Below are 25,432 nucleotides of genomic sequence, written 5' to 3'. Positions count from 1 at the left end.
CTCTCCCAACGGCGGCTGACCCCGGCCTCTCGCCCCCTGATGTGGTGGCTGATCGGCGCGGTCTTTACCTTGGCCATCGGCTTGCGCTTTCAAGTGGGGGGCGATTGGGGTTCGTACCTTGCCTATGTCAACCGCTCCGCCGCCATGTCCCTGCTCGAGGTGCTGACGCACGGCGACCCCGGCTACTACCTGCTCAACTGGCTGGCGGTGAACCTGGGCGGCAACATCTACTGGGTCAACCTGGTGTGTGGCGCCATCCTGATGAGCGGGGTGATTACCTTTGCCCGCCGCCAGCCGCTGCCCTGGCTGGCACTGCTGGTGGCGGTGCCCTACCTGATCATCGTGGTGGGCATGGGCTATTCCCGCCAGGCGGTGGCGCTTGGGTTCGTGCTGCTGGGGCTGGTGGCTCTCGGCGATAACCGGGTGCGCGTGTTCGTGGTCTGGGTGCTGATCGGTGCGGCCTTCCACAAGTCCGCGGTACTGATGCTGCCTGTGGCGGGTCTGGCCGCCAGTCAGAACCGTTTCGCCTCCCTGGCCTGGGGCGGTGCTGCCTCGTTGGTCGGTGGTTACCTGTTCCTTTTTGATTCAGTTGATCGTCTCTGGACCAACTATGTGGAGGCGGACTATCAATCCCAGGGCGGGTTGATCCGGGTGTTGATGAATGCCGTGCCGGCAGTACTGTTCTTGCTGTTCAACCGTTATATGCGGCTGAGCCATGCCGAACAGCGCCTCTGGTGGTGGATTTCGGTGCTGGCCATCGCCTGTATACCGCTTGTAGTGATGTCTTCCACGGCGACGGATCGAGTGGCCCTCTACCTCATTCCCCTGCAGGTGTTCGTGTTCTCGCGCCTGCACCTGATTGTCGGGGATACCTTCCACCGCGCCTACATCGTGGCGGGGGTGGTAGCTTACTACCTGGCGGTACAAGCGGTATGGCTGTTCTTCGCGACACACGCCTTTGCTTGGCTGCCGTATCGGGTGGTGGGGATGTGAGTGAGGGGGGAGGAGCAAGGACCGAGGGGCAAGGGGCGAGGGTCGAAAGGTGAGGGGCGAGCGCCCCTTCACTCCTCGCTTTCTTCTGCCTTCGGCCATCGGTAGGGCGTGACGAGCGGCGCGTCTTCCCAGTCGCCCCAGCGACTGGCGCGATGGGTCATCCCGCCGGTCAGGCTGAAGCCCAGGGTCTCTTCAAGCGGGGTCGAGGGCTGCCAGCGTAGCGTTCGACTGGCCTCGGCTTGCAGGTAAGGGCCAGCCATCGCGTAGAGGATGAGTTCCATGCGGGGAAGCAGACCCAGGCCCGCGTCGATCCTGGCGTCGACCCGCAGGGGAGGGGCAGCTAAGGGCACACCGCGCTGATCGGGTGGTGACGCCCACTGCCAGTCGCCGTCCTCCAGCACGATGGTGCCCGTCGCTTCATGGTGCAGCGAGAGCGGTTCCTGCAGGGTCAGCTGGCTCGATAGCCTTATCTTGAAGCCAAGCTTGCCCTTCACCTCAAGCATCAGCGGAAGCCAACCCACCATATGGAAGGTGGGGCCGTAGGTGCGGTGCCAAAGCGGGACCACCTCATCGATGGCATCGCCGATGGTGAGTTGCAACTGGCTGGCCTGGCAGACATGGCCCTCCAGCCGGGCCGATTTGAGCTCGCCCCCCTGGAATTCCCAGCGGCGCTCGAAGGCCAGCGTGCCCAGGTAACGGGCCTCGACCTCGGCGATGGACGACAGGGGGATGAGGGCGTCAAGCTCCGCTGTCAGATCCCCCGGAAGGCACTCGGGACCCTGGGCATCTGCATGGAAGCCGGCATCGAGCCATCGCCATTCCGAAGAGTAGCGGTCTTCGGAAGGGCTCTCAACGGGGAAGCTCTTATCGGAAGAAGCGATGCGCATTGATGCCGTGATGGCCAACGAACCTGACTCGATGATCGTCTCCAGCCCCACGTGCTCGAGCTCGAGGGCCCAACGGCCATTGCGCTCGCTGATCGAAATCACGCGGGCCATTATCCCCTGGCGATACAGCGGTGCTGCCGGGTGACCGATGGAGCGTGGGTAGTGATCGCTTGCCGCCACGAGCCGCCAGCCCTCCCGCAGGTTTTCCAGCGTTTGTGGGCGCCAGGGGAATATCAGGGTAAAGCGGTCTGCCAGTCGCGGCCCTGTCGCCGGTTCGATGGCCTCGACGGCGGCAAAGACCTCGGCCGAAGGCCCCGGCTTGAGGGCCAGCACATCAGGCTGGGGCGTGAGGGCGCTCTCCTCGACGTGGATGTGCAGGCTGGACGCCGCCACCGGGAGGGCGGCCAACCAGAGAGTGAACAGGATGGTGAGGCACAGGGGCAGCGGAAGTGGGCGATGCATGCGGTGATCTCCACGCTCTTTATTTCAGTGTAGCCACTAGAGGCATCCCCCTCAGCACCCTGGCGGGAAACCTTCCCCCTTCGCAGCATTCAGCCAAGTTACGTTTTCGACAAGGTTGGCAAGCCACCCGCTCGGGTGGGTCCATGCCACACTTCACAGGAACATCGATGCAAGATAAGGACGTTGTGGTGCTGGTCACTAATACCTCCTGGTATCTCTACAACTTCCGCCGCGGTACCATTGTGGCGCTGCGCGAGGCGGGCTACCGGGTGATCGGCCTGGCGCCGGAAGATGACTACGCCGCGCGCCTGGTGGAAGAACTCGGCATCGAGCACATGGCGCTGCCCATGGAGGGCAAGAGCACGCGGCTGGTGGGCGAGGGCAGGAGCTTGCTGGCGCTGGCCAACGCCTTGCGCCGGCTCAAGCCAGCCTTCGTGTTCAACTTTACGGTAAAGGCCAATATCTATTCCGGGCTTGCCTGCCGGGCGCTGGGCATTCCCTATGCCAACAATGTCTCCGGCCTGGGCACGGCCTTCCTCCACGACAGCTGGCTGTTTCGCCGGGTGCGTTCCCTGTATGGCTTCGCCAACCGCGGCGCGCGACGGGTGTTCTTCCAGAACCAGGAAGACCACGACCTCTTCCAGTCCCACGGCCTGCTCAAGAACACGCCTACCACGGTGCTGCCCGGCTCGGGGATGGATACCACCCGCTTTCCCTTCTCGCTGCTGCCCGGGGTTGGGGCGGAAGGTGGCCCCTTCACCTTCGTGATGATCGCCCGCTTGCTGGGCGACAAGGGCGTGCGCGAATACGTTCAGGCTGCCGAGCAGGTGAGGGCCCAGCACGCAGAAACGCGCTTCATGCTGATCGGACCCCATGGCGCCAGCAACCGCACCGCCATCACCGAAGAGGAGGTGCGCGAGTGGCAGAGCACCGGGGTGATCGACTACCTGGGCGAACAGAACGACGTACGCCCCTTTATCGAGCAGTCGCACGTGCTGGTGCTGCCTTCCTACCGTGAGGGCATGCCGCGCACCGTGCTGGAGGCCGCGGCCATGGGCCGGCCGGCCATCGTCTCCGATGTGCCGGGCTGTCGGCATGCGGTGGCGGCCGGTGAGACCGGCTGGCTGTGTGAGGTAAAGAGTGCTGACTCCCTGGCTGAGCGCATGAAGGAGTGCATCACCATGCCCGCCAAGCAGCTTCAGCAGGCCGGCACGGCGGCACGCCAGCGAATCGAGGAGGAGTTCGATGAGCGGATCGTGATCGAGGCGGCGTTGGGGTGTTTAAGGGCTGAGGATCTAGGGCCGAGGAGCAAGGGTTAATCCTCAAGCGCCAAAGGCGAAGAGCCGAAGGGCGGGGTAATAGAGCTACTACATCAGCTGAGCAGGAGTGGGTGCCACAAGGATCACCGGCTCGTGCCGTTTATTGAACCGGGCAAGACAAGGGATGAATGAGATGCGCAGTCTGGATAATGTGCGCCTAGGGGTCATTGGCCTGGGCTATGTGGGCCTGCCGCTGGCGGTAGAGTTCGGCAAGGTGCTGCCTACCGTGGGGTTTGATATCAACGCCCAGCGTATTAGTGAGCTGCGCGATGGGGTGGACCATACCCTGGAGGTGGAGCCGGAACTGCTGGCCGAGGCCACGCAGATCAGCTTTTCGAGCGAGCTCGAGGACCTGCGAGGGTGCAATGTGTATATCGTCACCGTGCCCACGCCCATCGATGCCAGCCGCCGGCCGGACCTGACGCCGCTGATCCGCGCCAGCGAGGCCTTGGGCCAGGTGGTGGGGCAGGGCGATGTGGTGATCTATGAGTCCACCGTCTACCCCGGCGCCACCGAGGAGGACTGCATCCCGGTGATCGAGCGGGTCTCGGGCCTGACCTACAACCGCGACTTCTTCGCCGGCTACAGCCCGGAGCGCATCAACCCGGGTGACAAGGAGCACCGCGTGACCACCATCCGCAAGGTGACCGCGGGCTCGACCCCGGAGATCGCCGATTTCGTGGATGCGCTCTATGGCCGGGTGATCACCGCCGGTACCCACAAGGCCAGCTCCATCGCCGTGGCCGAGGCGGCCAAGGTGATCGAGAACACCCAGCGCGATATCAATATCGCGCTGATCAACGAGCTGGCGGTGATCTTCAACCGTCTGGGGATCGATACCGAGGAGGTGCTGGAGGCCGCCGGCACCAAGTGGAACTTCCTGCCGTTCCGCCCCGGGCTGGTGGGCGGGCACTGCATTGGGGTCGACCCCTACTACCTGACCCATAAGGCCGAGCAGGTGGGCTACCATCCGGAGATGATCCTCGCCGGGCGTCGCATCAACGACAACATGGGCGCCTACGTGGTCAGCCAGCTGATCAAGCAGATGATCAAGCGGCGCATCCACGTGGAGGGCGCCCGGGTGCTGGTGATGGGCCTCACCTTCAAGGAGAACTGCCCGGACCTGCGCAACACCCGCGTGGTGGACATCCTCCGCGAGCTGGCCGACTACAACGTGGCGGTGGATGTCTATGATCCCCAGGTGAACAAGGACGAGGCCGAGCAGGAGTATGGCATCCGCCCGGTGGCGCAGCCCGATGCCAACGCCTACGACGCCATGATCCTTGCCGTGGCCCATCGCGAGTTCCGTGAGCTGGGGGTGGACGGCATCCGCGGCTGGGGCAAGCCCGAGCATGTGCTCTATGACCTGAAGTATGTGCTGCCCAAGGCTCAGGTTGATTTAAGGCTGTGAGCAGCCAAGCAGCCAAGCAGCCAAGCAGCCAAGCAGCCGCGGCCAATCGAATTACTACTGGGGTGAGTAAATGAAAATTCTCGTGACCGGCAACGCCGGCTTTATCGGCTTCCACACCGCCAAGCGCCTGCTGGAGCGTGGCGATAGCGTGATTGGCTTCGATGTGGTCAACGATTACTACGACCCGACGATCAAGGAGGCGCGGCTCCGGATCCTGGAGGAGACGGCCGAGCGTACCGGCAGCCACTATGCGTTCGTGCGTCAGGACCTGGCCGACCAGCAGGCGGTGAACGACGCCTTCCGCGAGCATGCCCCCGAGCGGGTGATCCACCTGGCCGCCCAGGCGGGGGTGCGCTACTCGCTGGAGAACCCTCACGCCTATGTGCAGAGCAACCTGGTGGCGTTCACCAACATCCTGGAGGCGTGCCGCCACCATGGCGTGGAGCACCTGACCTATGCCAGCACCAGCAGCGTGTATGGCGCCAACACCAATATGCCGTTCTCTGAGCACGAGAGCGTCAACCATCCGCTGCAGTTCTACGCCGCCACCAAGAAGGCCAACGAGCTGATGGCGCACAGCTACAGCCACCTGTTCAGCTTGCCGACCACCGGGCTGCGCTTCTTCACCGTCTACGGCCCCTGGGGGCGCCCGGACATGGCGCTGTTCCTGTTCACCAAGGCCACCCTGGCCGGTGAGCCGATCAAGGTGTTCAACCATGGCCACCATACTCGCGATTTCACCTACGTCGACGACATCGTCGAGGGTGTGATCCGCGCGAGCGACGACGTGGCCAAGCCGAACCCCGAGTGGAACAGCGATAGCCCCGACCCGGCCACCAGCTACGCGCCGTATCGCATCTTCAACATCGGCAACAACGATCCGGTGCACCTCTCCGAGTACATCGAGGCGATCGAGGAAGCGCTGGGCATGCAGGCCACCCGCGAGTTGCTGCCGCTGCAGCTTGGCGACGTGCCGGATACCTACGCCGATTCCACCGAACTGGAGAAGGCGGTGGGCTACAAGCCCGCCACGCCGGTGAAGGAAGGCGTGGCCAACTTCGTCGCCTGGTACCGGGAGTTTTATGGGGTGTGAGGTTTAAGGGGCGAGGAAGCGAGGTTCGAGGAGCGGGCTTCGAGATGGATGCAATGGTCATGCTGGGAATCACGTCTGATTCAAGGGATTGGGAGGACGTAACATGCAATTCGAGGATCTGGAAGTGTGGAAGCGCGCCGCGCGGCTGTGCGCGCAAATCTACCAGAATTTCATGGATTCCAGGGACTACGGCTTCAAGGATCAGATCACCCGCTCATCGCTTTCCATCGCCAGCAATATCGCCGAGGGGTACGAACGTGTGGGCGAGAAGGATCGTATCCGCTTCCTCAACTATGCCAAGGGCTCCTGTGGCGAGCTGCGAACCCAGATCTACATCGGTATGCAGATCCGCTATATCGAGCAAGGAACGGGGAAGCGGTGGGTGGAAGAAACCCACGAGCTCTCTCGAATGCTATACGGCCTGATGAAACACTTTCGTAACAGGGATTGAAGTTCGAGTGGCGAGGAACGAGGTTCGAGGAAGTGAGGAACCCTCGCACCTCGAACCTCGTCCCTCGCACCTGCTACCCCTCGGCCCTTACCCCTCGGCCCTGAAACCTCTCACCTCGAGCCTCGCTCATGATGATGACTCCTGTGCTTCCTGTACTGGCACTGGTGCTTTCCAGCGCGTCTATCCTGCTGCTGCGGCGGCCGGCCACCGCCTGGGGGCTGGCCGATGTGCCGGGTGGGCGCAAGCAGCACCAGGGCATCGTGCCGCTCACCGGTGGCCTGGGGGTGTTCATCGGCTTCCTGCTGGTGCAGCCGCTGCAGCCGGTGCCGGTGGGGGAGCTGTTGCCGCTCTATGTGGGCCTGGTGCTGCTGGTGGCCTGCGGGGTGATCGATGATGCCCGCGACATGCGCAGTACCGTCAAGCTGGGCGTGCAGCTGCTGGTGGCGGCGCTGATGGTGCTGTGGGGCCAGCGGGTGCTGAATCACCTCGGTACCTTCCCCGGCGTTGGGGAGGTGTCTCTGGGCTGGCTGGCGGTGCCGGTAAGCATCGTCGCCGTGGCGGGGCTGATCAACGCCATCAACATGATGGATGGCGTGGATGGCCTGGCCGGCGGGAGTACCCTGGCCGTGCTGGGCTGGCTGGCCTTCGTGGCCTCGGTGCAGAGCCAGTTGAGCCTGCTGGCGGTGATCGTGACCCTGGCCGCAGCGGTGACCGGCTTTCTGCTCTTCAACCTGCGCCACCCCTGGCGGAGTAAGGCCAGCGTGTTCATGGGCGATGCCGGCAGCATGGCGCTGGGTTTCGCCATCGCCTGGTTCGTGGTGGAGCTTTCGCAGAGCGAGCGGGCGGTGGTCAGCCCGGTGGCCTATGGCTGGCTGCTGGCGCTGCCGGTGATGGATACCCTGAGCCTGATGGTCCGGCGCATCCGCAAGGGGCGCAGCCCGCTGGCCGCGGATCGCAACCACCTGCACCATATCTTCCTGCGCGCCGGGTTCACCCCGGGGCAGACCACCCTGATCCTGATGCTCTGCGTGATCGGCCTGGGCGGGGTCGGGGTGCTCTTCTCGCTGGTGGGCGTGCCGGATATCCTGCTGCTGGTGGGTCTGGCCGTGGTGGTGGTCGCCCACAGCCTGTTCGTGCGCCGTGCCTGGCGCACCAGCAAGGCGCTGCGGCGCCTGCATGCTGCCACTCTGGGCTCGCGCCTGCACCAGCCGGCCGTGCCCATGGTGCGCCTGCGGCGAACGGATCGGGTCGGGGGCTGGCGCCGCGCGCTGGCGCTGGCTGGCCTCTACCTCATGGCCGCAAGCCTCGCGCTGGAGATCCGCCTGACCCTGGCCGGGGCGGCCCTGGCGGTGGCCTCGGGCATGGCGGCCTATCCCGCCTTCTGGCGTGACGCCGTGCGCCTGCCGCTGTTCTGGGTCAGCCTGGGGCTGAGTGCCTTCATCGTGCTGCGCCTGCTGGCAGCCGGCGGGTTGGGGGCAGGCGATGCCAATGGTTGGGTGCTGCTGACCATCACCGGGCTGGCCAGCCTGCCCATCGCCTGGTGGCTGGCCCAGTTCCGGCTGCACTGGCCGTGGCTGGTGCTCACCCTACTGGTGGGGGGCGGCGTGGCTTTCATGTTGCACGTCGACTGGCCGAGTCTTACGGCGCGCGCGGTGCGCGACCCCTGGGTGTGGGGCGCGCCGGCGCAGACCGGGTTTCTGGCAAGTGTGGGGCTGATGGCGGCGTTCAGCTTGTTGTTCTCCGGGTTGCAGCGGCTGGGCACGGGGTGGCGCCCGGCCTACCAGGTTACGCTGGGCCTGCTGTTTGCCGTGCCCGGCATGGTGATCCTGATGGCTACCGGTTATACCACGGCGTGGCTGGCGGCCCTGGCAGGGCTCGCGACCTTCGCCGTGGCAACCCCGCTGCTCGGCCGCCATCAGGGCTACCGGCTGGGCCGGACGGGCGTGGGCCTGGTGGTGGGTGTGCTGGTGGCGGGCGTGCTCAGCCACCAGCTGCTGTTGCGCGAGGGCGAGACCCTGGTCCAGCTGCTGGTGCAGCCGCTGCAGGCCCTGGGCCTGCTGCTCAACGACCAGCCGCGCCTGGCCCAGGCGCTGCACCCCGGCATGGTCGAGCGCGTTACCCTGTGGCAGCTGGCATTGCAGGGCTGGGAGGGGCAGTGGCTGCTGGGCTCGGGCCGGCTGGTACCCGCCGAGGGGGAACTGGTGGCCGGCTACCGGGCCTATCACTCGCTGCTGGCCAGTGTGGCGGCAGGCCTGGGCTTGGCGGGGCTGGTGGGCTTCGCGGCGGCGGTGGCGATACCCTTCCATGCCATCGTGTGGATGGCCTGGCGCCACGCCTGGCACTCGGCCTGGGCGCTGGGGCTGCTCAGCTGCGGCGTGGCGGTGATGGTGATGAGCCTGCTGGCCATGCCCACTCGCTTCCCCGGCCCGCTCGCCTTCATGGTGCTGCTGACCGCCGCGGCCCAGGTGGCCGTCTTCCAGCGGGCCGCGATGCGCCAACGCGGGAAGGCGGACGCGCGCATTCAGCCAGAGGCCGGAGCCCTGCCCGGCAATAGCCACTGAGCCCAGGGCGTCTGTCGATGCCAATCGCGCAATGAATGGGGTTCTTCGCAAACTGGGGTGATGTTGTTCTTCAGCAAAGGGCATGGACCGCTCTGCTGTGGGAGCGACGGTTCGGCGCTCCGACTTCAGATCGCGAAAGAAGGCCGGAGGCCTTCCCGGCTAAGGGCACTCAGCTTAGGACGCCTGACGGCGCCATTCGCGCAATGAATTGCGCTCCCAGAAGAGTGCTCACACAAGTGAACGTCGCCTCCTTCGCGCCAGAATGAGATGACTCGAACATTGCGGCGGACCTGGCACCAGAAAAGTCAGACTGCCTCGATGGCGCCGGTATGGCATGGTTGCGTTACATGTTGTCACAAATAAACGCTGCTCCACGAGATTAAGTGTTCACCATGGCCAACGCACTGCTGCCCCGTCTTCTGTATCGCGGCTTTGATCTTGTCAACAAGGGCGAGCTGGGTCGGTATTACCGGGCCGCCAGTGACAGAAACCGCCAGCACCTGCCCTTCGCGCGTGCCGAGCTCGAGGCGTATGCCAGGCGGTGGGGCTTTGACCCCGTGCTCGAGCACAATCCGCTGATGGACAAGGCGGCTATCCGGCGCTGGACAGAGAAGGTCTCGCCTGGCGATGTCCATGGCTGGGCCTATACCGGCGGCTCCTCCGGCGAGCCGCTGCGGGTTCCCTACTCCAAGCAGCGCGGCCTGATGCGCACCGCGACGTTCACCTACTTCAACGAGGCGGCGGGGTATCAGCTGGGGGATCCCTTTTTCCTGATTCGGGCCAAAAGCCGCTCGCCGCTCATGAAGTACCTGCGCAATGAGCACATCTTTCTCCCGGGAGATATTTCGGCGCCCAGGATCCGCGAGTTCGTCGAGGCGCTCAGGGACAAGAAGATCAAGGTGCTGATGGGCTACCCGAGCGTCATGTACGAAGTGGCGCTCTACCTGGAGCAGCACCCGTCGGAGAAGGAGGGCCTGCAGGTCCGCTCGCTGATTTCCATTTCCGAGCCCCTTGAGCCCGTCAAGCGCGATGTGATCCACCAGGCCTTTGGCTGTGCGTTCGTCGACCGTTACAGCAATGAGGAAGTGGGATTGATGGCCCAGCAAGCGGCGTTCGGGGGGGAGTATTACGTCAACAAGTTCGGGGTCTATGTCGAGGTGGTGGACCCGACCACCTCGAGGCCGGTCGCGGAAGGCGAGCAGGGCAGGGTGGTGGTGACTGATATTGGCAACGACCTGATACCGATCATCCGCTACGACACCGGTGACCTGGCCACGGCCGCTTGCTACCGGGAGGGGCAGCTGTTGACCCTCAGGGAGGTGGTGGGGCGCGTGTCGGAGCAGATCGTCTCCGTTGCCGGCAATTCCGTATCGCCGCTGATGCTGGGCCCCTACATCTATAAGCCCCTTTTGCAACAAGGCCCGGTGTACCAGTACCAGTTCGCCCAGACGGGCGCCGGGCAGTACGAGGTGCGGCTCAAGGCCGGCAGGCAGGACATCGCCGATGCTGTCATCCAGGAGATCATCGATGGCCTGACACAGGTGCTGGGGCACCAGGCCGCCATCAAAGTGGTGTTTTGCGACGATATTCCTCCCCAGCCCTCCGGCAAGCGGCCGATCTACAAGAACGAGATGGTGACGGGCGCATGAGGCCGGGGGCTTGCCATGTATGACCTCTTGAAGACCCTGGTGGCCCAGCTGGCGATGCCGCTGCCGGTCACCCTTATACTGCTGGCGCTGGGGTGGCTACTGGCCTGGCGTGGCGCGCGCCGCCTGGGCCTGGGCGCGGCGGCCCTGGGCCTGGTGCTGCTCTTCCTGGCGAGCTGGTCGCCGGTCGCCGACCGCTTGCTGGCCCCGCTGGAGGGGCGATATCCCGCCCTGCAGGCGCTGCCGGAGGACCCGCCGCTGGCCGGCATCGTGGTGCTGGGTGGCGGCTGGGTCCCGGACGTGCCCTGGACCTCGACCGGCAAGCTGAGTGACAGCTCCGCGATTCGCCTGATGGAGGGGGTGCGCCTGTGGCGGCAAAAGCCCGAGCTGCCACTGGTCGTGCCGAGTTCCCGTACCGCGGCAGGTGGGGCGGAGCAGGAGCAGGTGTATGCCCAGGCCGCGCTGGAGCTCGGGGACGTACAGGAGCGCCTGATCATCATGGAGCGCGCCAGCGATACGGGGCGCGAGGCCCGGGCCGTGCACGAGGCCCTGGGCGAGGGGGCGCGCGTGGTGCTGGTCACCTCGGCCTCGCATATGCCGCGGGCCATGCAGCACTTTCGCAGTGCCGGGCTGCAGCCCCTGGCGGCGCCTACCCACTACCTGGCCGGGCGCACACGCCCTGACAGCTTCTCCTACTGGGTGCCCTCGGCGACCCAGCTGCACAAGACCGAGCGCGCGGTGTATGAACGGCTGGGACAGCTGGCGGTCAGCTTTGAGCAGTGAGGGGTGAGGGCCGAGGCAAAGCAGGGCCGAAGGCCGAGGAGAAAGGGCCGAGTGGAGCAAGGGCCGAGAGCCAAAAGCCAAGGAGCAATTAGGGAGGGGCTCTTCGTGGGAGCGCTGCTTGCAGCGCGATGGACCTGAAGGGAGTCTTGTACGTAGCGCAGGGATCGACGTCTCGACGATGGCCCCGAAGGGACCCGTACGAGACTCGAGGAACTCGCCAGAAGCCAAACAAGATGCAATAACAGCAGCCCGGCCATGTGCCGGGCTGTTTGTTTCTGGCTCAGGCTGGCGAGCCCCAGACCACGAAGTAGGGGTTGATGTGTTCCTGGGGGTGGGAATAGTTCAGGGGCTGGCCTGCCAGGGTTTCTACCCGGCCGCCCGCCTGCTCGACCACCGCCTGGGCGGCACCGGTATCCCAGAGGCAGGTGGGGCCAAGGCGGGTATAGACGTCCGCTGCGCCCTCGGCGACCAGGCAGAGCTTGAGCGAGCTGCCCATGGGCACCATGTCGTGCGGGCCGAGCTGCTCCAGCCACTCGGCCAGGTCCGGACTGGGGTGGGAGCGGCTGCCCACCACGCGCCAGGTGGCGCCTTCGGCGGGTTTGCCGGCGACCTGGATCGGCTGGCGCTCGCCGCTCTTGCCTTCACCCCACGCCACCTTGAAGGCACCCACGCCCTCGGCGGCGAGATAGGAGACCTCCAGTGCCGGGGCGACGACCACGCCGAGCACCGGTTTGCCATGCTCGACCAGCGCAATATTCACCGTGAACTCGCCGTTGCGCTTGATGAACTCCTTGGTGCCGTCCAGCGGGTCCACCAGCCAGTAGCGGCCCTCGGCATCCGCCCCGGCGAAGCCGTCGGTGTTCTCCTCGGAGAGCACTGGAATGCCCCCCGGCAGGGCGTTGAGCTCCTTGTCGATGACGTCATGGGCGGCCTTGTCGGCCTCGGTCAGCGGGCTCTTGTCCTCCTTCTCCTCGATGGAGAAGTCCCGGGCGTAAACGGCCATGATGGCCTGGCCGGCGTCTAACGCAATGTTGTGGATTCTATCCAGGAGTGTTGCAAGGTCCATCTATTACCTTCCTCTACGAAGATTGGGGGCAAGCTGGAAGCTGGAAGAGCGGCGCTGCGCGCCTGGAAGCTGGAAGAATGCCGCTTCGCGGCATACCCCCCCAACCTCAGGGTGTGGGGGGTTCTTCCAGCTTCCAGCTTATGGCTTACAGCTCCGGGCGGAGCCCGGGTCTTCCAGCTTCAAGCTTCAAGCTTTCAGCTTATAAGTTGGCGTTCCCGCAGCAGTTCGATGATGGCATCGGCGGCCTCGTCGCTGCTCATCTGCTGGGTCTTGATGTGCAGGTCCGGGTTCTCCGGGGCTTCATAAGTGGAGTCGATGCCGGTGAAGTTCTTCAGCTCGCCGCGGCGTGCCTTGCGATAGAGCCCCTTGGGGTCGCGCTCTTCGGCCACGTCCAGCGGGGTGTCGATGAAGACCTCGATGAACTCGTTCTCTTCCACCAGGTCGCGGGCCAGCTGACGCTCGCTGCGGAACGGCGAGATGAAGGCGGTCAGCACGATCAGCCCGGCATCGACCATCAGCTTGGCCATCTCGCCCACGCGGCGGATGTTCTCGACGCGATCGGCGTCGGTGAAGCCCAGGTCGCGGTTGAGGCCATGGCGCACGTTGTCGCCATCCAGCAGGTAGGTGTGCTGGCCGGCGGCGTGCAGCTTCTTCTCCACCAGGTTGGCGATGGTCGACTTGCCGGCGCCGGAGAGGCCGGTGAACCACAGCACCGCGGGCTGCTGGGCCTTGGAGAGGGCGCGTGCCTGCTTGTCGATATCCACGTGCTGCATGTGGATGTTCTGGCTGCGCCGCAGGGCGAAGTGGAGCATGCCGGCGCCGACCGTGTTGTTGGTCATGCGGTCGATGAGGATGAAGCCGCCGGTGTCCTGGCTCTCCTGGTACGGGTCGAAGGCGACGGGCTTGTTGAGGCTCAGCGTACAGATGCCGATGCCGTTCAAGTCCAGCTGCTTGGCTGCGGCGTGCTCCAGGGTGTTGACGTTCACCTGGTACTTGATGTCGGTGACGGTGGCCGAGACGGACTGGGTGCCCAGCTTCATCAGGTAGGGGCGCCCGGGGAGCAGCGGCTGCTCGTGCATCCACACCAGGGTGGTCTCGAACTGGTCGGCGGTCTGGCTCGGCTTCTCGACACCGGAGATGATGTCGCCGCGGGAGATATCGATCTCGTCGTCCAGCAGCAGGGTGATCGACTGCCCGGCCACGGCTTCGTCCAGGTCGCCGTCGAAGGTGTAGATCCGCGACACCGTGCTGGTCTTGCCGGAGGGCTGAACGCGAATGGCGTCGCCGGGCTTGACCGTGCCGCTGGTCACCATGCCGGTGAAGCCGCGGAAATCCAGGTTGGGGCGGTTGACCCACTGCACGGGCAGGCGGAAGGGGTCGCGCTGCAGGCGCTGGTCGTCGACCTCTACCGTCTCCAGGTAGGCCATCAGCGTGGGGCCGTGGTACCAGGGCATGTGGTGGCCATGCTCGATGACGTTGTCGCCCTTGAGCGCCGACATGGGGATGAAGGTGATCGACTCGAGTCCCAGCTGCTTGGCGAAGGCCCGGTACTCCTCGACGATCTCCTCGAAGCGCGCCTTCGAGTAGTCCACCAGGTCCATCTTGTTGATCGCCACCACCACCTGGCGCATGCCGATCAGCGACATCAGGAAGCTGTGGCGGCGGGTCTGGGTGAGGATACCGTGACGGGCATCGACCATCAGGATGGCAGCGTCGGCATTGGAGGCGCCGGTTACCATGTTGCGGGTGTACTGCTCGTGCCCCGGTGTATCGGCGACGATGAACTTGCGCTTGTCGGTGGAGAAGAAGCGGTAGGCCACGTCGATGGTGATGCCCTGCTCGCGCTCGGCGGCCAGGCCATCGACCAGTAGCGCGAAGTCCATCTCGGTGCCCTGGGTGCCGTATTTCTTCGAGTCGGCCTCGATGGCGGCCAGCTGATCCTCGAACAGCAGCTTGGACTCGAACAGCAGGCGCCCGATCAGCGTGCTCTTGCCGTCGTCCACGCTGCCGCAGGTGATGAAGCGAAGCAGCCCCTTGTGCTCGTGGGACTTGAGGTAGCCCGCGATATCCTCGGCGATCATGTCGGATGAGTGTGCCATGAGTAACCCTATAGCTTGAAGCTGGAAGCTTGAAGCTGGAAGAACCTCCAACCCAAACCGCGCAGCAGATTCATTCGTTGGTGAGCTTGCCGATGAGCCCGGAGAGCATGGCGGCAATCTCCCGTGTTTCCTGTATCCATCGGTTCCCACAGGCCTTGTCGACGTAGCCAATGTCGATACCGATATAGATCTGAGTTCTCAGCTCGGCGCATGACCCCTTGGCAATCAGCAAGAAATGCCGTTTGTCTTTTGGAGTTCCTCGAGTCATGCCCTCAGCGATATTGCTGGGTACCGAAAGCCCGGAGCGCGTTATTTGATCCTTGAAACCGAAGTCTCGAAGATCCCGCATGGCCTTATAGAGCTCTGCCGACAGCCTGGCCGACCGCTTCCACACCTGAAGCTTCTCGAAATCCATCCCCAGTTCCTCCATTCCCTGACCATTCCTCAAGAGTAGGCCAAGAGCCACGGGGGTTTTCTTCCAGCTTCCAGGCGCGAAGCGCCGCTCTTCCAGCTTCCAGCTTTCTAACGCGCCTACGGCGCGTTAGAAGTAACCTTCCTGTTTTTTCTTCTCCATCGACGCGGCGCTGTCATGGTCGATCACCCGGCCCTGGCGCTCGGAGGTGTTGGTCAGCAGCATCTCCTGGATGATCGCTGGCAGGGTGTCGGCCTCGGATTCGATGGCGCCGGTCAGCGGGTAGCAGCCCAGGGTGCGGAAGCGCACCTTGCGCAGCATCGGTACCTCGCCGGGCTCCAGCGGCATGCGCTCGTCGTCGACCATGATCAAGGTGCCGTCGCGCTCGACCACCGGGCGCTCGGCAGAGTAGTAGAGGGGCACGATGGGAATATTCTGCAGGTAGATGTACTGCCAGATATCCAGCTCGGTCCAGTTGGAGAGCGGGAAGACACGGATCGACTCGCCCTTGTGCTTGCGGGTGTTGTAGAGCTTCCACAGCTCCGGGCGCTGGTTCTTCGGGTCCCAGCGGTGCTGCGCGGTGCGGAAGGAGAACACCCGCTCCTTGGCGCGGGATTTCTCTTCGTCACGACGCGCCCCGCCGAAGGCGGCGTCGAAGCCGTACTTGTCCATTGCCTGCTTGAGGCCTTCGGTCTTCATCACGTCGGTATGGATGGCCGAGCCATGGGTGAAGGGGTTGATGTCCTTCTCGATGCCCTCGGGGTTGATGTGCACCAGCAGGTCCATACCGGCCTCCTCGGCCATGCGGTCGCGGAACTCGTACATGGCGCGGAATTTCCATCGCGTATCCACGTGCAATAGCGGGAAGGGGGGCGGGGAGGGCGCGAAGGCCTTGCGCGCCAGGTGCAGCATCACCGCGCTGTCCTTGCCGACGGAGTAGAGCATCACCGGGTTCTCGGTCTCCGAGACCACCTCGCGCATGATCTGGATGCTCTCGGCCTCGAGCCGTTGCAGATGGGTCAATGAGGTCATGGGGTCTCAGTCCTTGGTTGAAAAGCTAGAAGCTTGAAGCTGGTAACGAAGCTTGAAGCTTGAAGAGCGGCGCTTCGCGCCTGGAAGCTGGAAGGATGCCGCTTCGCGGCATAACCCCTGAACCAGAGGCCGTGGGGTTTTCTTCGAGCTTCGAGCTTCCAGCTTCCAGCTCCGGGCGAAGCCCGGGCCTTCCAGCTTCCAGCTACAGCACATCGGCGGGCACCGTCATGAGATGCATTTGCGGATTCTGTTCAAGCCACCGCTGAATTTCCGGGCTGGCTTGAAAGAAAGCGCCGTGAAAGAGCAGGGCGACGGGGCCTTCGGCAGCGAGCCGGTCGAATATCGCCAGGTAGTCCTCGGCCTTGGGCGGCGCCGGCAGGCAGCGGGTGTAGAGCGCGCCCCGCTTGCCGTGCAGGTAGAGCTGATAGCGGCGGGGTGCGCCTTTGGCCGCCATTGCCGGTGCCGCTGCGCGCACGCCGCCCTCCCAGATCGTGCCGCCGGCCTTCTGGACCTGGTCGAGCACCGGTTGCACCTGCTGGCGAAACCACCGGCCCCCGGTGGAGCGGCGGCGCGCCAGGCCATCCAGGGCCAGCGGGAGCGGCTTGAGATCCTGTGCCTCCAGCCAGTGTTCGATGGCCCGCGGCGAGACCTCGCGCTGGGTCTCGGCCGCCAGGGCATCCGCCAGATCGTGGCTGCTCCATCCGGGGCGGGCGCGCGGGGGCTGCTCAGCCAGCCGTTGCCACAGCACGTCTTGCTCCCGTTCGCCCAGTGCTGTCGCCTGGCCCGGCCGCCGTCCACGCTGACGCACCGGCACGGCCTCCCAGCCGCCTTCCCGGAAGGCCTTCCAGGCCGCCGATACCGTGGGCGCGGAGAGCCCGGTCCGCCTGGCTACCTCCGCAACGGTATGGCCATCTAGACGCAGTCGAACGGCCTCAAGGCGGCGTTCGTTCAGCACTTCGGGCGATAAATGTTTAGTGCTCAATATTGCACCAACTAGCTGACTAGAAAGAAAAAATATAGAACAATGCGAAACTGTATAACCGGTAATTCGACATCATCATAAAAGCCCCAGTAGAATCCCACAAGCCGTGAATTCCAACCCGGACCCCTCAAGGACGAGCGACCATGATGACCTGGGCGGTACTGATCTCCATTGCTGGCCTGCTGATTCTGCTGATCAGCGGCTGGGTGCGCCCGGCCATCGCCTTCGTCAGTCTGGCCGGGGCCTACCTGCTGTTCGGCCTGGTGGATACCGCCACACTGCTGCGCCAGTATTCCAATCCGGCGCTGGCCACCCTCATGCTGCTGCTGCTGGTGTCGCTGGCGCTGGAGCGCACTCCGCTGCTGGATTGGCTTTCTCATCGCCTATTGCGCGGTCGGCCCGAGAGCGCCACGGCCCGCCTGATGGGCACCAGTGCTGTGCTGTCCGCCTTTCTCAACAACACCGCCGTGGTCGCCGCCTTCCTCGGGGCTATCTCGCGGCAGAAGCGTATCGCCCCCTCGCGGCTACTGATCCCGCTCTCCTATGCCTCGATACTGGGTGGCATGACCACCCTGGTGGGCACCTCCACCAATCTGGTGGTGAACTCCTTTGCCCTGAGCAGCGCCGGGGTCGAACTGGGCATGTTCCAGTTCAGCCTGGTGGGGATTCCGGTGGCGCTGCTGACCTTCGGCGTGCTGCTGTGGCGAGCGCAGTCCCTGCCGCACCACAGGCCCGAGGAAACCGCCGACAAGCTTGCCTATTTTCTGGCCGCCGATCTGCAACCCGGCTCCGAACTGATTGGCCGTAGCATCGAAGCCAATGGCCTGCGCAGCCTGGAGGGGCTTTATCTGCTGGAGCTCGAGCGAGAGGGGCGGTTGATCAGCCCCGTGGGGCCGGAAGAAATCCTGCAGGAGCGCGATACCCTGGTGTTCACCGGTGAGGTGAGCAAGGTCCAGGCGCTGCAGCGGTTTCCGGGGCTCAAGCTGTTCGGCCACCAGGCCGACGACCTGCTGGCCACCAACCTGGTGGAGGTGGTGATCTCTCATGAGTCGGAGCTCGCCGGTAAGACCCTGCAGGAAGTGGACTTTCGCAGCATGTTCAATGCCGGCGTGGTGGGCATCCGCCGCGGCGGAAAGCGCCTGGAGGGGCAGCTGGGGCAGATCCCGCTGCGGACGGGCGACTGCCTGCTGATGGCCGTGGGCAGCGACTTTCGCCAGCACCGCAACCTCGATCGCAACTTCCACCTGCTCAGCGGTAGCTTCAAGCGCCCGCAGCTCAACCGGTTCGAAAGCGTGCTCACCCTGGCCGGCTTTGTCAGCGTGATCGGCTTGGCTGCGGCCGAGTTGCTGCCGCTTTTCCATGGCCTGCTGCTGCTGATGGCAGGGCTGTTGGCCAGCCGCATACTCAGCCCGGCCGAGCTGCGTCGCCGCTTTCCCTTCGAGCTATGGGTCATCATCGGCTCGGCCCTGGCCATCGCCCAGGGGCTTGAGACCTCCGGGGCCGCCGACCTGCTCGCCGCTGGTATGCAGGCGCTGTTCAGTGGCCACGGCGTCTACGCGGCCTTCATCGGCTGCTATGTCCTGACGCTGCTGCTCACGGAGACGGTGACCAACAACGCCGCCGCTGCACTGGCGTTCCCGGTGGCCTGGACCACCGCCCAGGCCTTCGGTGTCGACCCCATGCCCTTCATCATGGCCGTGGCCTACGGTGCAAGCGCCTGCTTTCTCATCCCCTATGGCTACCAGACTCACCTGATGGTCTACTCCCCCGGGCGTTACCGCATGGGGGACTTCCTGCGGGTCGGCCTGCCGGTCAGCCTGACCTATTCGGTCAGTGTGCTAGCGCTGACGCCGGTGATCTTCCCGTTCTGAGGAAACAAGGCGTCGCTTTGCCATCATTCAGGAGGTTGTGCGGGGAGGGGCCTTGATGCTGCGATGGCGGCGCGAGGCGCTCAGGAGAACCCCACCGCCGCTTCGCGGCGGATCGCGAAGCAAGCTTCGCTCCCACAGGGAGCATGCCCAGAACAACCTCACCGCCGCTACGTGGCGGATCGCGCAATAAATTGCGCTCCCACAATGGGCATGCCCTGAATGACTCCGTCGCCGGTGCGAGAAGCCCCTAACCGCGTTAAGCTGGCGCCCCGCTGTGAGAGATTGCAAGGAGGCCAGATCATGCAAACGGTATTGCAGGCATTTCATGACATTCACCCCGATGCTTCCCAGCCGGGCCAGGCCGTGAGCTTCGGGACTTCCGGCCATCGCGGCCGGTCGCAGGACGGTTCGTTCAATCACGACCATATCCTGGCGATCACCCAGGCGGTGGTGGACTATCGCCGTGAGGCCGGGATCGCCGGGCCGCTGTTCCTGGGGCGCGACAGCCATGCGCTCTCCCGCCCGGCCTGGGAGTGCGCCCTGCGGGTGCTGGTGGCCAACGGCGTGGCGGTGCATATCGAGCGCGACGGGGAGTTGACTGCCACGCCGTTGATCAGCCGCGCCATCCTGGGGCACAACGCGGAGGGCGCTGCCGACTCGGCCGATGGCCTGATCATCACGCCCTCGCATAATCCGCCGGAGGATGGCGGTATCAAGTACAACCCGCCCCATGGGGGGCCGGCCGAGGGCGAGATTACCGGCGAGATCGAGCGGCGTGCCAACCGCTATCTGGCCGAAGGGGTGACGGCCATCGCCACCCTCCCGCTGGAGGAGGCGTTGGCCCGCGCGCATCGCCATGATTTCGTGGGCGAGTACGTGGCGGCGCTGGGCGAGGTGGTGGACATGACGGCCATCGCCGGCGCCAGCCTGCGCCTGGCGGCCGATCCCATGGGCGGTACGGCCCTGCCAGTATGGCAGGCCATTGCCGAGCGCTACGGGCTGGACCTCAAGGTGGTGAACGCCGCGATCGACGAGAGCTTTGCCTTCATGCCGCCGGACCATGACGGCAAGATCCGCATGGACTGCTCCAGTTCGGCCGCCATGGCCAACCTGCTGGCCATGAAGGAGGACTTCGACCTGGCCTTCGGTAACGACCCGGATGCCGATCGCCATGGCATCGTCGATGCCTCGGGGCTGATGAACCCCAACCACTACCTGGCGGTGGCCATCGACTACCTGATGACCCATCGCCCGGGCTGGGCGGCGTCGCTCAAGGTCGGCAAGACGCTGGTCTCCTCCTCGATCATCGATCGGGTGGTGGCGGCCAGGGGGCGCGAGCTCTACGAGGTGCCGGTGGGCTTCAAGTGGTTCGTGGCGGGCCTTCACCAGGGCTGGCTGGCCTTCGGGGGCGAGGAAAGCGCCGGGGCCAGCTTCCTGACCTTCGATGGCCGCGCCTGGTCCACCGACAAGGACGGCATTCTGCTCTGCCTGCTGGCCGCGGAGATCCTGGCGGTGACCGGCAAGCGCCCCGGTGACTATTACCGGGAGCTGACCGAGCGCCACGGCGACCCCCACTATCGGCGCGTGGATACGCCTTGCAGCCGCGAGCAGCAACAGGCCTTCAAGGGGCTGACGCCGGAGCGGCTGGCTATCGATAGCCTGGCGGGCGATGCGGTAGCGCGGGTGATGGTCACGGCGCCGGGCAACCAGGCGGCCATCGGCGGGGTGAAGGTGGAAACCGCCAGTGGCTGGTTCGCGGCGCGGCCCAGCGGCACCGAGCCGCTCTACAAGGTCTACGCCGAGAGCTTCCGCGGCCCCGAGCACCTTCAGGCACTGATCGAGGAGGCCCAGGCGCTGCTGGCCGAACGCCTGCAGTAGCCATCGAGCCCGTCCATGCCATGGGCCTGGTTTGGTGTAGTACCAGGAGTTTCATGCCAGACTTGAGCCCATATAGGATGGCGTAGCGCTTGCGTTAAAAAATGTAACGATTAGCCTTGTGTTACATCCTGTATCCGAAGCCGTAGCCGGCCTTCAGCCCCAGCCAGTGCGTTGCATGCCAGCCAGTGGGTTGCATGACAGCCAAAGCGTCGTATGACTGGCAAAGCAAAGCCTGAAAGGCGCAAGGCGTGAAGGTCGGCATGGGCTGGGCGGCATGGGGTCGAGGTGACGCCTCGGTTGAGGCGTTGCCTCGCACCACATTGAACAACGCGGATCGACGCGACCAGGGAAAGGCCCGCATGACGACAGTGCCCAGAAAGCTCTACGACCTCCTGCCCGCGGGGGTCCAGGACCACATCAAGTTCATCTCGCGGCTGCACTACCTGCCCAACTTCAAGCAGCCCAGCACCTATAACGAGAAGATCAACTTCCGCAAGCGCCACTACGCCTCGGACCTCTTTGCGCTGTGTTCCGATAAGGTGAGGGTGAAGGAGTACGTGGCGGAGAAGCTGGGGGATGAGATCGTCATCGACAACCTCTACGTGGGCGAGTCGCTGGCGCCCGAGCAGCTCAGGCAGTTGATCGAGGAACATGGTTCCGCGGTGGTCAAGGCGAACCATAATTCCGGGGCGGTGTTCATCCTCGATCGCGACGCCAGCGATGCGCAGCTTCGCGAGGCGTGCGACACGGTGACCGCTCAGCTCAGCAAGGACTACGGCTCGACCAAGCGCGAGCCCTGGTATAGCGATATTGCGCCCCGCCTGTTGGTGGAGCGCAAGCTGCCGGTGAAGCCGGGCGAGGCCGCACTGGATTACAAGTTTCATGTCTTTCAGCAGGGGGAGGGGCAGCCACCGGTGGTGATCCTGCACGTGGACTTCGACAGGTTCACCAATCACAGCCGCTCCTATTTCACCGAGGAACTGGAGTGGCTGCCCTTCTCGGTGAAATACCCCGCGGTCTTCCCTCGCATCGAGCGCCCCGAGAACTACGCCACCATGCTGGAGATCGCCAAGACCTTGGCCGAGCCCTTCTCCTATGTGCGGGTGGATCTCTACAACCTCCAGGGCCGGATCTTCTTCGGCGAGATGACCTTCGCCCATGAGTCGGGCTTTGGGGTCTTCACCAGCCGGGCCTATGATCTCTGGATGGGCAATCTCTGGAAGGGGGATCCCCGATACTGAACCGCGACGAGGGGCCAGCCTGGCGATGACCTGGCATGCCATGCCGGGCCAGGCAGCCGATGCCTGGCGCACGGCCAATACCCTGCTGGTCGGAGCCTTCGTGGCCCTGTTGATCCTGCTGCCCTGGGCCTATGCGGCGATTCCCCTGGCCGCTGGTCTGCTGGCCCTGACGGGCCTGCTGCTGCGCCGCAGGCCGGTGGGTGCCATCCCGGCGGTGCTGGACGCCGAAGATCGCCTCTGGCTGCTGGTGCTGCTGGCCTTTGCCGGCCTGTGGTGCCTGGATGTGCTGCGCACCGGCGTGTGGCCGGTGGCTCAGCACGGCAAGAGCTGGCTGGTGCCGCTATGGCCGCTGTTGGCGGCGGGGCTGCTGGTGTGGTGGCGGTATCATCCGCCTTCACGCATTGGCTGGTGGCTGGGGCTGGTGGTGGGGGCGCTCGGGGCCGGGGGCATCGCCGTGTACGAGCGCTTCGTGCTGGGTGCCTATCGCGCCGACAACGACATGAACGCCATTCCCTTTGGCAACCTCGCCCTGTTGCTGGGGGTGCTGGCGCTGGTGGCCATGCTGGGTCGGATGGCGCGGCCGCACCGCCCCTTGCCATGGCTGACGCCGTTGCTGGGCCTGGCCGCCGTGGGCGGCCTTGCGGCTTCCTTCCTCTCGGGAACCCGCGGTGGCTGGGTGGCCCTGCCGCTGCTGGCCTGGATGGGCTTCCGAGGCTTTCGTGGCGTCTTCCCGCGCCGGCGGATGCTATGGGTCGCCGCGGGGGTGTGGCTGCTGCTGGCTGGCCTGGTGGCGATGACGGCCATCACCAATTATGGCGTGACCCAGCGCCTCGAGCGCGCGATGAATGACATCGAGCAGTACCGGGAGGGTGACAGCAGCAGCTCGGTGGGCCTGCGGCTGGACATGTGGTATGCGGGGGGTCGGCTGTTTCTGGACAAACCCTGGCTAGGCTGGGGAGAAGGGCGGCTGCAGGCCGCCCGGGATGGCATGGTCGAGCGCGGGTTGATTCATCCGAGCGTGAGCGAGTATGACCAGCTGCACAGCGACCTGGTGGATACCGCAGCGCGGCGCGGTATCCTGGGCGTTCTGACCCTGCTGGCGCTCTACGGCGTGCCGGCCTGGCTATTCGCCCGGCACCTGCGGGGCAGCCGCGATGCCCAGACCAGGACCCTGGCCCTCTCGGGGTTAATGATCTGCTTCGCCTTCGTCTATTTCGGGCTGACCCAATCCATGTTGAGGGATGTGAGAGGATTGAGCGGCTACCTGGGGTTGACGGTGGCATGCTGGGTGCTGCTGAAGACACATTTGGTAACATTGGGGAAGGGGCAAGGGCCGAGGAGTAAGGGCCGAGGGGTAAGGGGTGAGGGGAAGCTACCTGTGGGAGCGACGGTTCGGCGCTCCGACTTCAGATCCGGTTCGACGCCTCGACGATGGCGCCGGGAGGCGCCCGGGAGAACCCAACCGCCGCTTCGCGGCGGATCGCGAAGCAGAGCTTCGCTCCCACAAGGCCTCAGTGCCGTGATTCACTTGTGGGAGCGATATTTATATCGCGATGGCGCCGGGAGGCGCCCGGGAGAATCCGACCGCCGCTACGCGCCGGATCGCGAAGCAGAGCTTCGCTCCCACAGTTGCCCGGTGCTGGATTGGGATTGTGGGAGCGATATTTATATCGCGATGGCGCCGGGAGGCGCCCGGGAGAACCCCACCGCCGCTACGCGGCGGATCGCGAAGCGAAGTCGAGGCGTCGAACCGTTCGCTCCCACAAGGGCCCGGTCAAGAAGCAAGGGCCGAGGCGCGAGAACGAATGTCGAGGCCAGCGCATAAGACGTGGCCGTTTGTTTGATTTGGAACGGGATGAATCCGGAGGCAAGGAATGAAGATCACGATTTTTGGTACAGGCTATGTGGGTCTGGTGACTGGGACCTGCCTGGCCGATGTGGGCCATGACGTGATGTGCATGGATGTGGACGCCAACAAGATCGCTCGGCTGCGCGATGGCGAGATCCCGATCTATGAGCCGGGGCTCGAGAGCATGGTCCGGGACAACGTGGCCTCGGGCCGGCTGCGCTTCACCACCGATGCCGCCGAGGCGGTGGCGTTCGGTACCCTGCAGTTCATCGCCGTGGGCACGCCCCCGGATGAGGACGGCAGCGCCGACCTGCAGTACGTGCTGGCAGTGGCCAAGACCATCGGTCAGCACATGCAGGAGTACAAGGTGATCGTGGACAAGTCCACCGTGCCGGTGGGCACCGCCGACCGCGTGAAAGAGACCGTCGGCGAGGCGCTCGCGCACCGCGGCGAGACGCTGGGGTTCGATGTCTGCTCCAACCCGGAGTTTCTCAAGGAAGGCGCGGCCATCGAGGACTTCACCTTCGGCGCGCGGATCGTCATCGGTACCGATTCGGAGCGCGTCAAGGAGCTGATGCGCGAGTGCTATGCCCCCTACAACCGCCTCCATGAAAAGCTGATGTTCATGGACGTGCGCGCCGCCGAGCTGACCAAGTACGCGGCGAACGCCATGCTGGCCACCAAGATCAGCTTCATGAACGAGATTGCCAACCTGGCCGAGCGGCTGGGTGCGGACGTGGAGCAGGTGCGCCACGGCATCGGCAGCGACCCGCGCATTGGCTACCAGTTCATCTATCCGGGCTGTGGCTACGGCGGTTCCTGCTTCCCCAAGGACGTGCAGGCGCTGGCGCGCTCGGCGTCGGACGTGGACTATCATGCCGAACTGCTGACTGCCGTGGAGGCGGTGAACCAGCGCCAGAAGCAGAATCTCTTCACCAAGCTTTCCCAGGCCTTCGATGGCGACCTGGCCGGCAAGACCATCGCCCTGTGGGGGCTCTCCTTCAAGCCCAATACCGACGACATGCGCGATGCCCCCAGTCGCGTGCTGATGGAGGCGGTCTGGAATGCCGGGGGGCGGGTACAGGCCTTCGATCCCGAGGCAATGCGGGAGTGTCGCCGCCTGTATGGCGAGCGCGATGACCTGACCCTGGTGGCCGACCGCATCCAGGCGGTGAAGGGCGCTGATGCGCTGGTGATCTGCACGGAGTGGAAGGAGTTTCGCACCGTGGACTTCGACTGGCTGAAGGGCAACCTGGCCACGCCGGTGATCGTGGATGGCCGCAACCTCTACGATCCCCAGGCGGTGAAGCGGGCGGGCCTGCTCTACTTTGCCGTGGGGCGCGGTGACTCCATGAAGGTACCGGCGAGCCACTGATCGCGACCCGAACCCCACCGC

19 protein-coding genes are annotated in these 25,432 nt (G+C 64.9%); 13 read left to right on the top strand and 6 right to left on the bottom strand.

The annotated features are described in order from the left end of the window. Positions 1–39: 39 nt before the first annotated feature. Positions 40–993: an EpsG family protein gene (locus P8934_RS11230; RefSeq protein WP_278031108.1), complete on the top strand. Its 954-nt coding sequence runs from the start codon at positions 40–42 to the stop codon at positions 991–993. 68 nt (positions 994–1,061) lie between these two features. On the opposite strand, the gene P8934_RS11225 is transcribed toward P8934_RS11230, so the two are convergent. After that, positions 1,062–2,273, bottom strand: coding sequence for a hypothetical protein (locus P8934_RS11225; RefSeq protein ID WP_278031107.1), 1,212 nt, complete (start codon positions 2,271–2,273; stop codon positions 1,062–1,064). Positions 2,274–2,509: 236 nt separating this feature from the next. Here P8934_RS11225 and P8934_RS11220 point away from each other — a divergent pair, with 236 nt between their 5' ends. The 7 genes from P8934_RS11220 (at position 2,510) to P8934_RS11190 (ending at position 11,606) form a co-directional block, all read left to right on the top strand. Then, positions 2,510–3,661, top strand: a complete 1,152-nt coding sequence (locus tag P8934_RS11220) for a glycosyltransferase family 4 protein (RefSeq protein WP_278031106.1) — start codon at positions 2,510–2,512, stop codon at positions 3,659–3,661. A 133-nt stretch (positions 3,662–3,794) separates the two neighbouring features. Further along, complete coding sequence (gene tviB, locus P8934_RS11215; RefSeq protein WP_278031105.1) at positions 3,795–5,072, top strand: Vi polysaccharide biosynthesis UDP-N-acetylglucosamine C-6 dehydrogenase TviB; 1,278 nt, start codon at positions 3,795–3,797, stop codon at positions 5,070–5,072. Between the two features lie 70 nt (positions 5,073–5,142). Next, entirely contained in the window at positions 5,143–6,165 is a 1,023-nt protein-coding gene (locus P8934_RS11210) for an NAD-dependent epimerase (RefSeq protein WP_278031104.1), read from the top strand. Positions 6,166–6,268: 103 nt separating this feature from the next. Further along, on the top strand, positions 6,269–6,616 hold the full coding sequence (locus tag P8934_RS11205; protein WP_278031103.1) for a four helix bundle protein: 348 nt from the start codon (positions 6,269–6,271) through the stop codon (positions 6,614–6,616). A 128-nt stretch (positions 6,617–6,744) separates the two neighbouring features. Next, positions 6,745–9,177 (top strand): MraY family glycosyltransferase, encoded by a 2,433-nt coding sequence (locus P8934_RS11200; protein WP_278031102.1) that lies wholly within the window; start codon positions 6,745–6,747, stop codon positions 9,175–9,177. Between the two features lie 392 nt (positions 9,178–9,569). Next, a complete protein-coding gene (locus tag P8934_RS11195; protein ID WP_278031101.1) occupies positions 9,570–10,826 on the top strand; it encodes an AMP-binding protein in 1,257 nt (418 codons plus the stop codon). A gap of 15 nt (positions 10,827–10,841) precedes the next feature. Next, complete coding sequence (locus P8934_RS11190; RefSeq protein ID WP_278031100.1) at positions 10,842–11,606, top strand: ElyC/SanA/YdcF family protein; 765 nt, start codon at positions 10,842–10,844, stop codon at positions 11,604–11,606. Positions 11,607–11,886: 280 nt separating this feature from the next. Here P8934_RS11190 and cysQ read toward each other — a convergent pair whose 3' ends face one another. The 5 genes from cysQ to P8934_RS11165 form a co-directional block, all read right to left on the bottom strand. Next, positions 11,887–12,672 (bottom strand): 3'(2'),5'-bisphosphate nucleotidase CysQ, encoded by a 786-nt coding sequence (cysQ, locus tag P8934_RS11185; RefSeq protein ID WP_278031099.1) that lies wholly within the window; start codon positions 12,670–12,672, stop codon positions 11,887–11,889. A gap of 194 nt (positions 12,673–12,866) precedes the next feature. Beyond that, positions 12,867–14,771, bottom strand: coding sequence for a sulfate adenylyltransferase subunit CysN (gene cysN / locus P8934_RS11180; protein WP_278031098.1), 1,905 nt, complete (start codon positions 14,769–14,771; stop codon positions 12,867–12,869). 70 nt (positions 14,772–14,841) lie between these two features. Next, positions 14,842–15,186, bottom strand: coding sequence for a four helix bundle protein (locus P8934_RS11175; protein ID WP_138181889.1), 345 nt, complete (start codon positions 15,184–15,186; stop codon positions 14,842–14,844). 126 nt (positions 15,187–15,312) lie between these two features. Then, positions 15,313–16,215: a sulfate adenylyltransferase subunit CysD gene (cysD, locus tag P8934_RS11170; RefSeq protein ID WP_278031097.1), complete on the bottom strand. Its 903-nt coding sequence runs from the start codon at positions 16,213–16,215 to the stop codon at positions 15,313–15,315. A gap of 202 nt (positions 16,216–16,417) precedes the next feature. Continuing rightward, entirely contained in the window at positions 16,418–17,197 is a 780-nt protein-coding gene (locus P8934_RS11165) for a helix-turn-helix domain-containing protein (protein ID WP_278031096.1), read from the bottom strand. 143 nt (positions 17,198–17,340) lie between these two features. Between P8934_RS11165 and P8934_RS11160 the strand changes: the two genes are divergently transcribed. From P8934_RS11160 to P8934_RS11140, 5 genes are all read left to right on the top strand, one after another. Continuing rightward, on the top strand, positions 17,341–19,068 hold the full coding sequence (locus P8934_RS11160; RefSeq protein ID WP_278031095.1) for an SLC13 family permease: 1,728 nt from the start codon (positions 17,341–17,343) through the stop codon (positions 19,066–19,068). Positions 19,069–19,368: 300 nt separating this feature from the next. Beyond that, positions 19,369–20,946, top strand: coding sequence for a phosphoglucomutase, alpha-D-glucose phosphate-specific (locus P8934_RS11155; RefSeq protein WP_278031094.1), 1,578 nt, complete (start codon positions 19,369–19,371; stop codon positions 20,944–20,946). Between the two features lie 359 nt (positions 20,947–21,305). Continuing rightward, positions 21,306–22,187 carry an ATP-grasp fold amidoligase family protein gene (locus P8934_RS11150; RefSeq protein WP_278031093.1) on the top strand — a complete coding sequence of 294 codons (882 nt, stop codon included), beginning with the start codon at positions 21,306–21,308 and terminating at the stop codon, positions 22,185–22,187. A 25-nt stretch (positions 22,188–22,212) separates the two neighbouring features. Further along, positions 22,213–24,012, top strand: a complete 1,800-nt coding sequence (locus P8934_RS11145; protein WP_278031092.1) for an O-antigen ligase — start codon at positions 22,213–22,215, stop codon at positions 24,010–24,012. A gap of 49 nt (positions 24,013–24,061) precedes the next feature. Next, positions 24,062–25,411: a UDP-glucose/GDP-mannose dehydrogenase family protein gene (locus tag P8934_RS11140; RefSeq protein ID WP_278031091.1), complete on the top strand. Its 1,350-nt coding sequence runs from the start codon at positions 24,062–24,064 to the stop codon at positions 25,409–25,411. Positions 25,412–25,432: the final 21 nt, after the last annotated feature.

The organism is Halomonas sp. CKK8 (assembly GCF_029625235.1).
Lineage (GTDB): Bacteria > Pseudomonadota > Gammaproteobacteria > Pseudomonadales > Halomonadaceae > Halomonas > Halomonas ventosae.
Note: the sequence above shows the minus strand (reverse complement) of the source record. Positions and strands in the feature narration are given on the sequence as shown.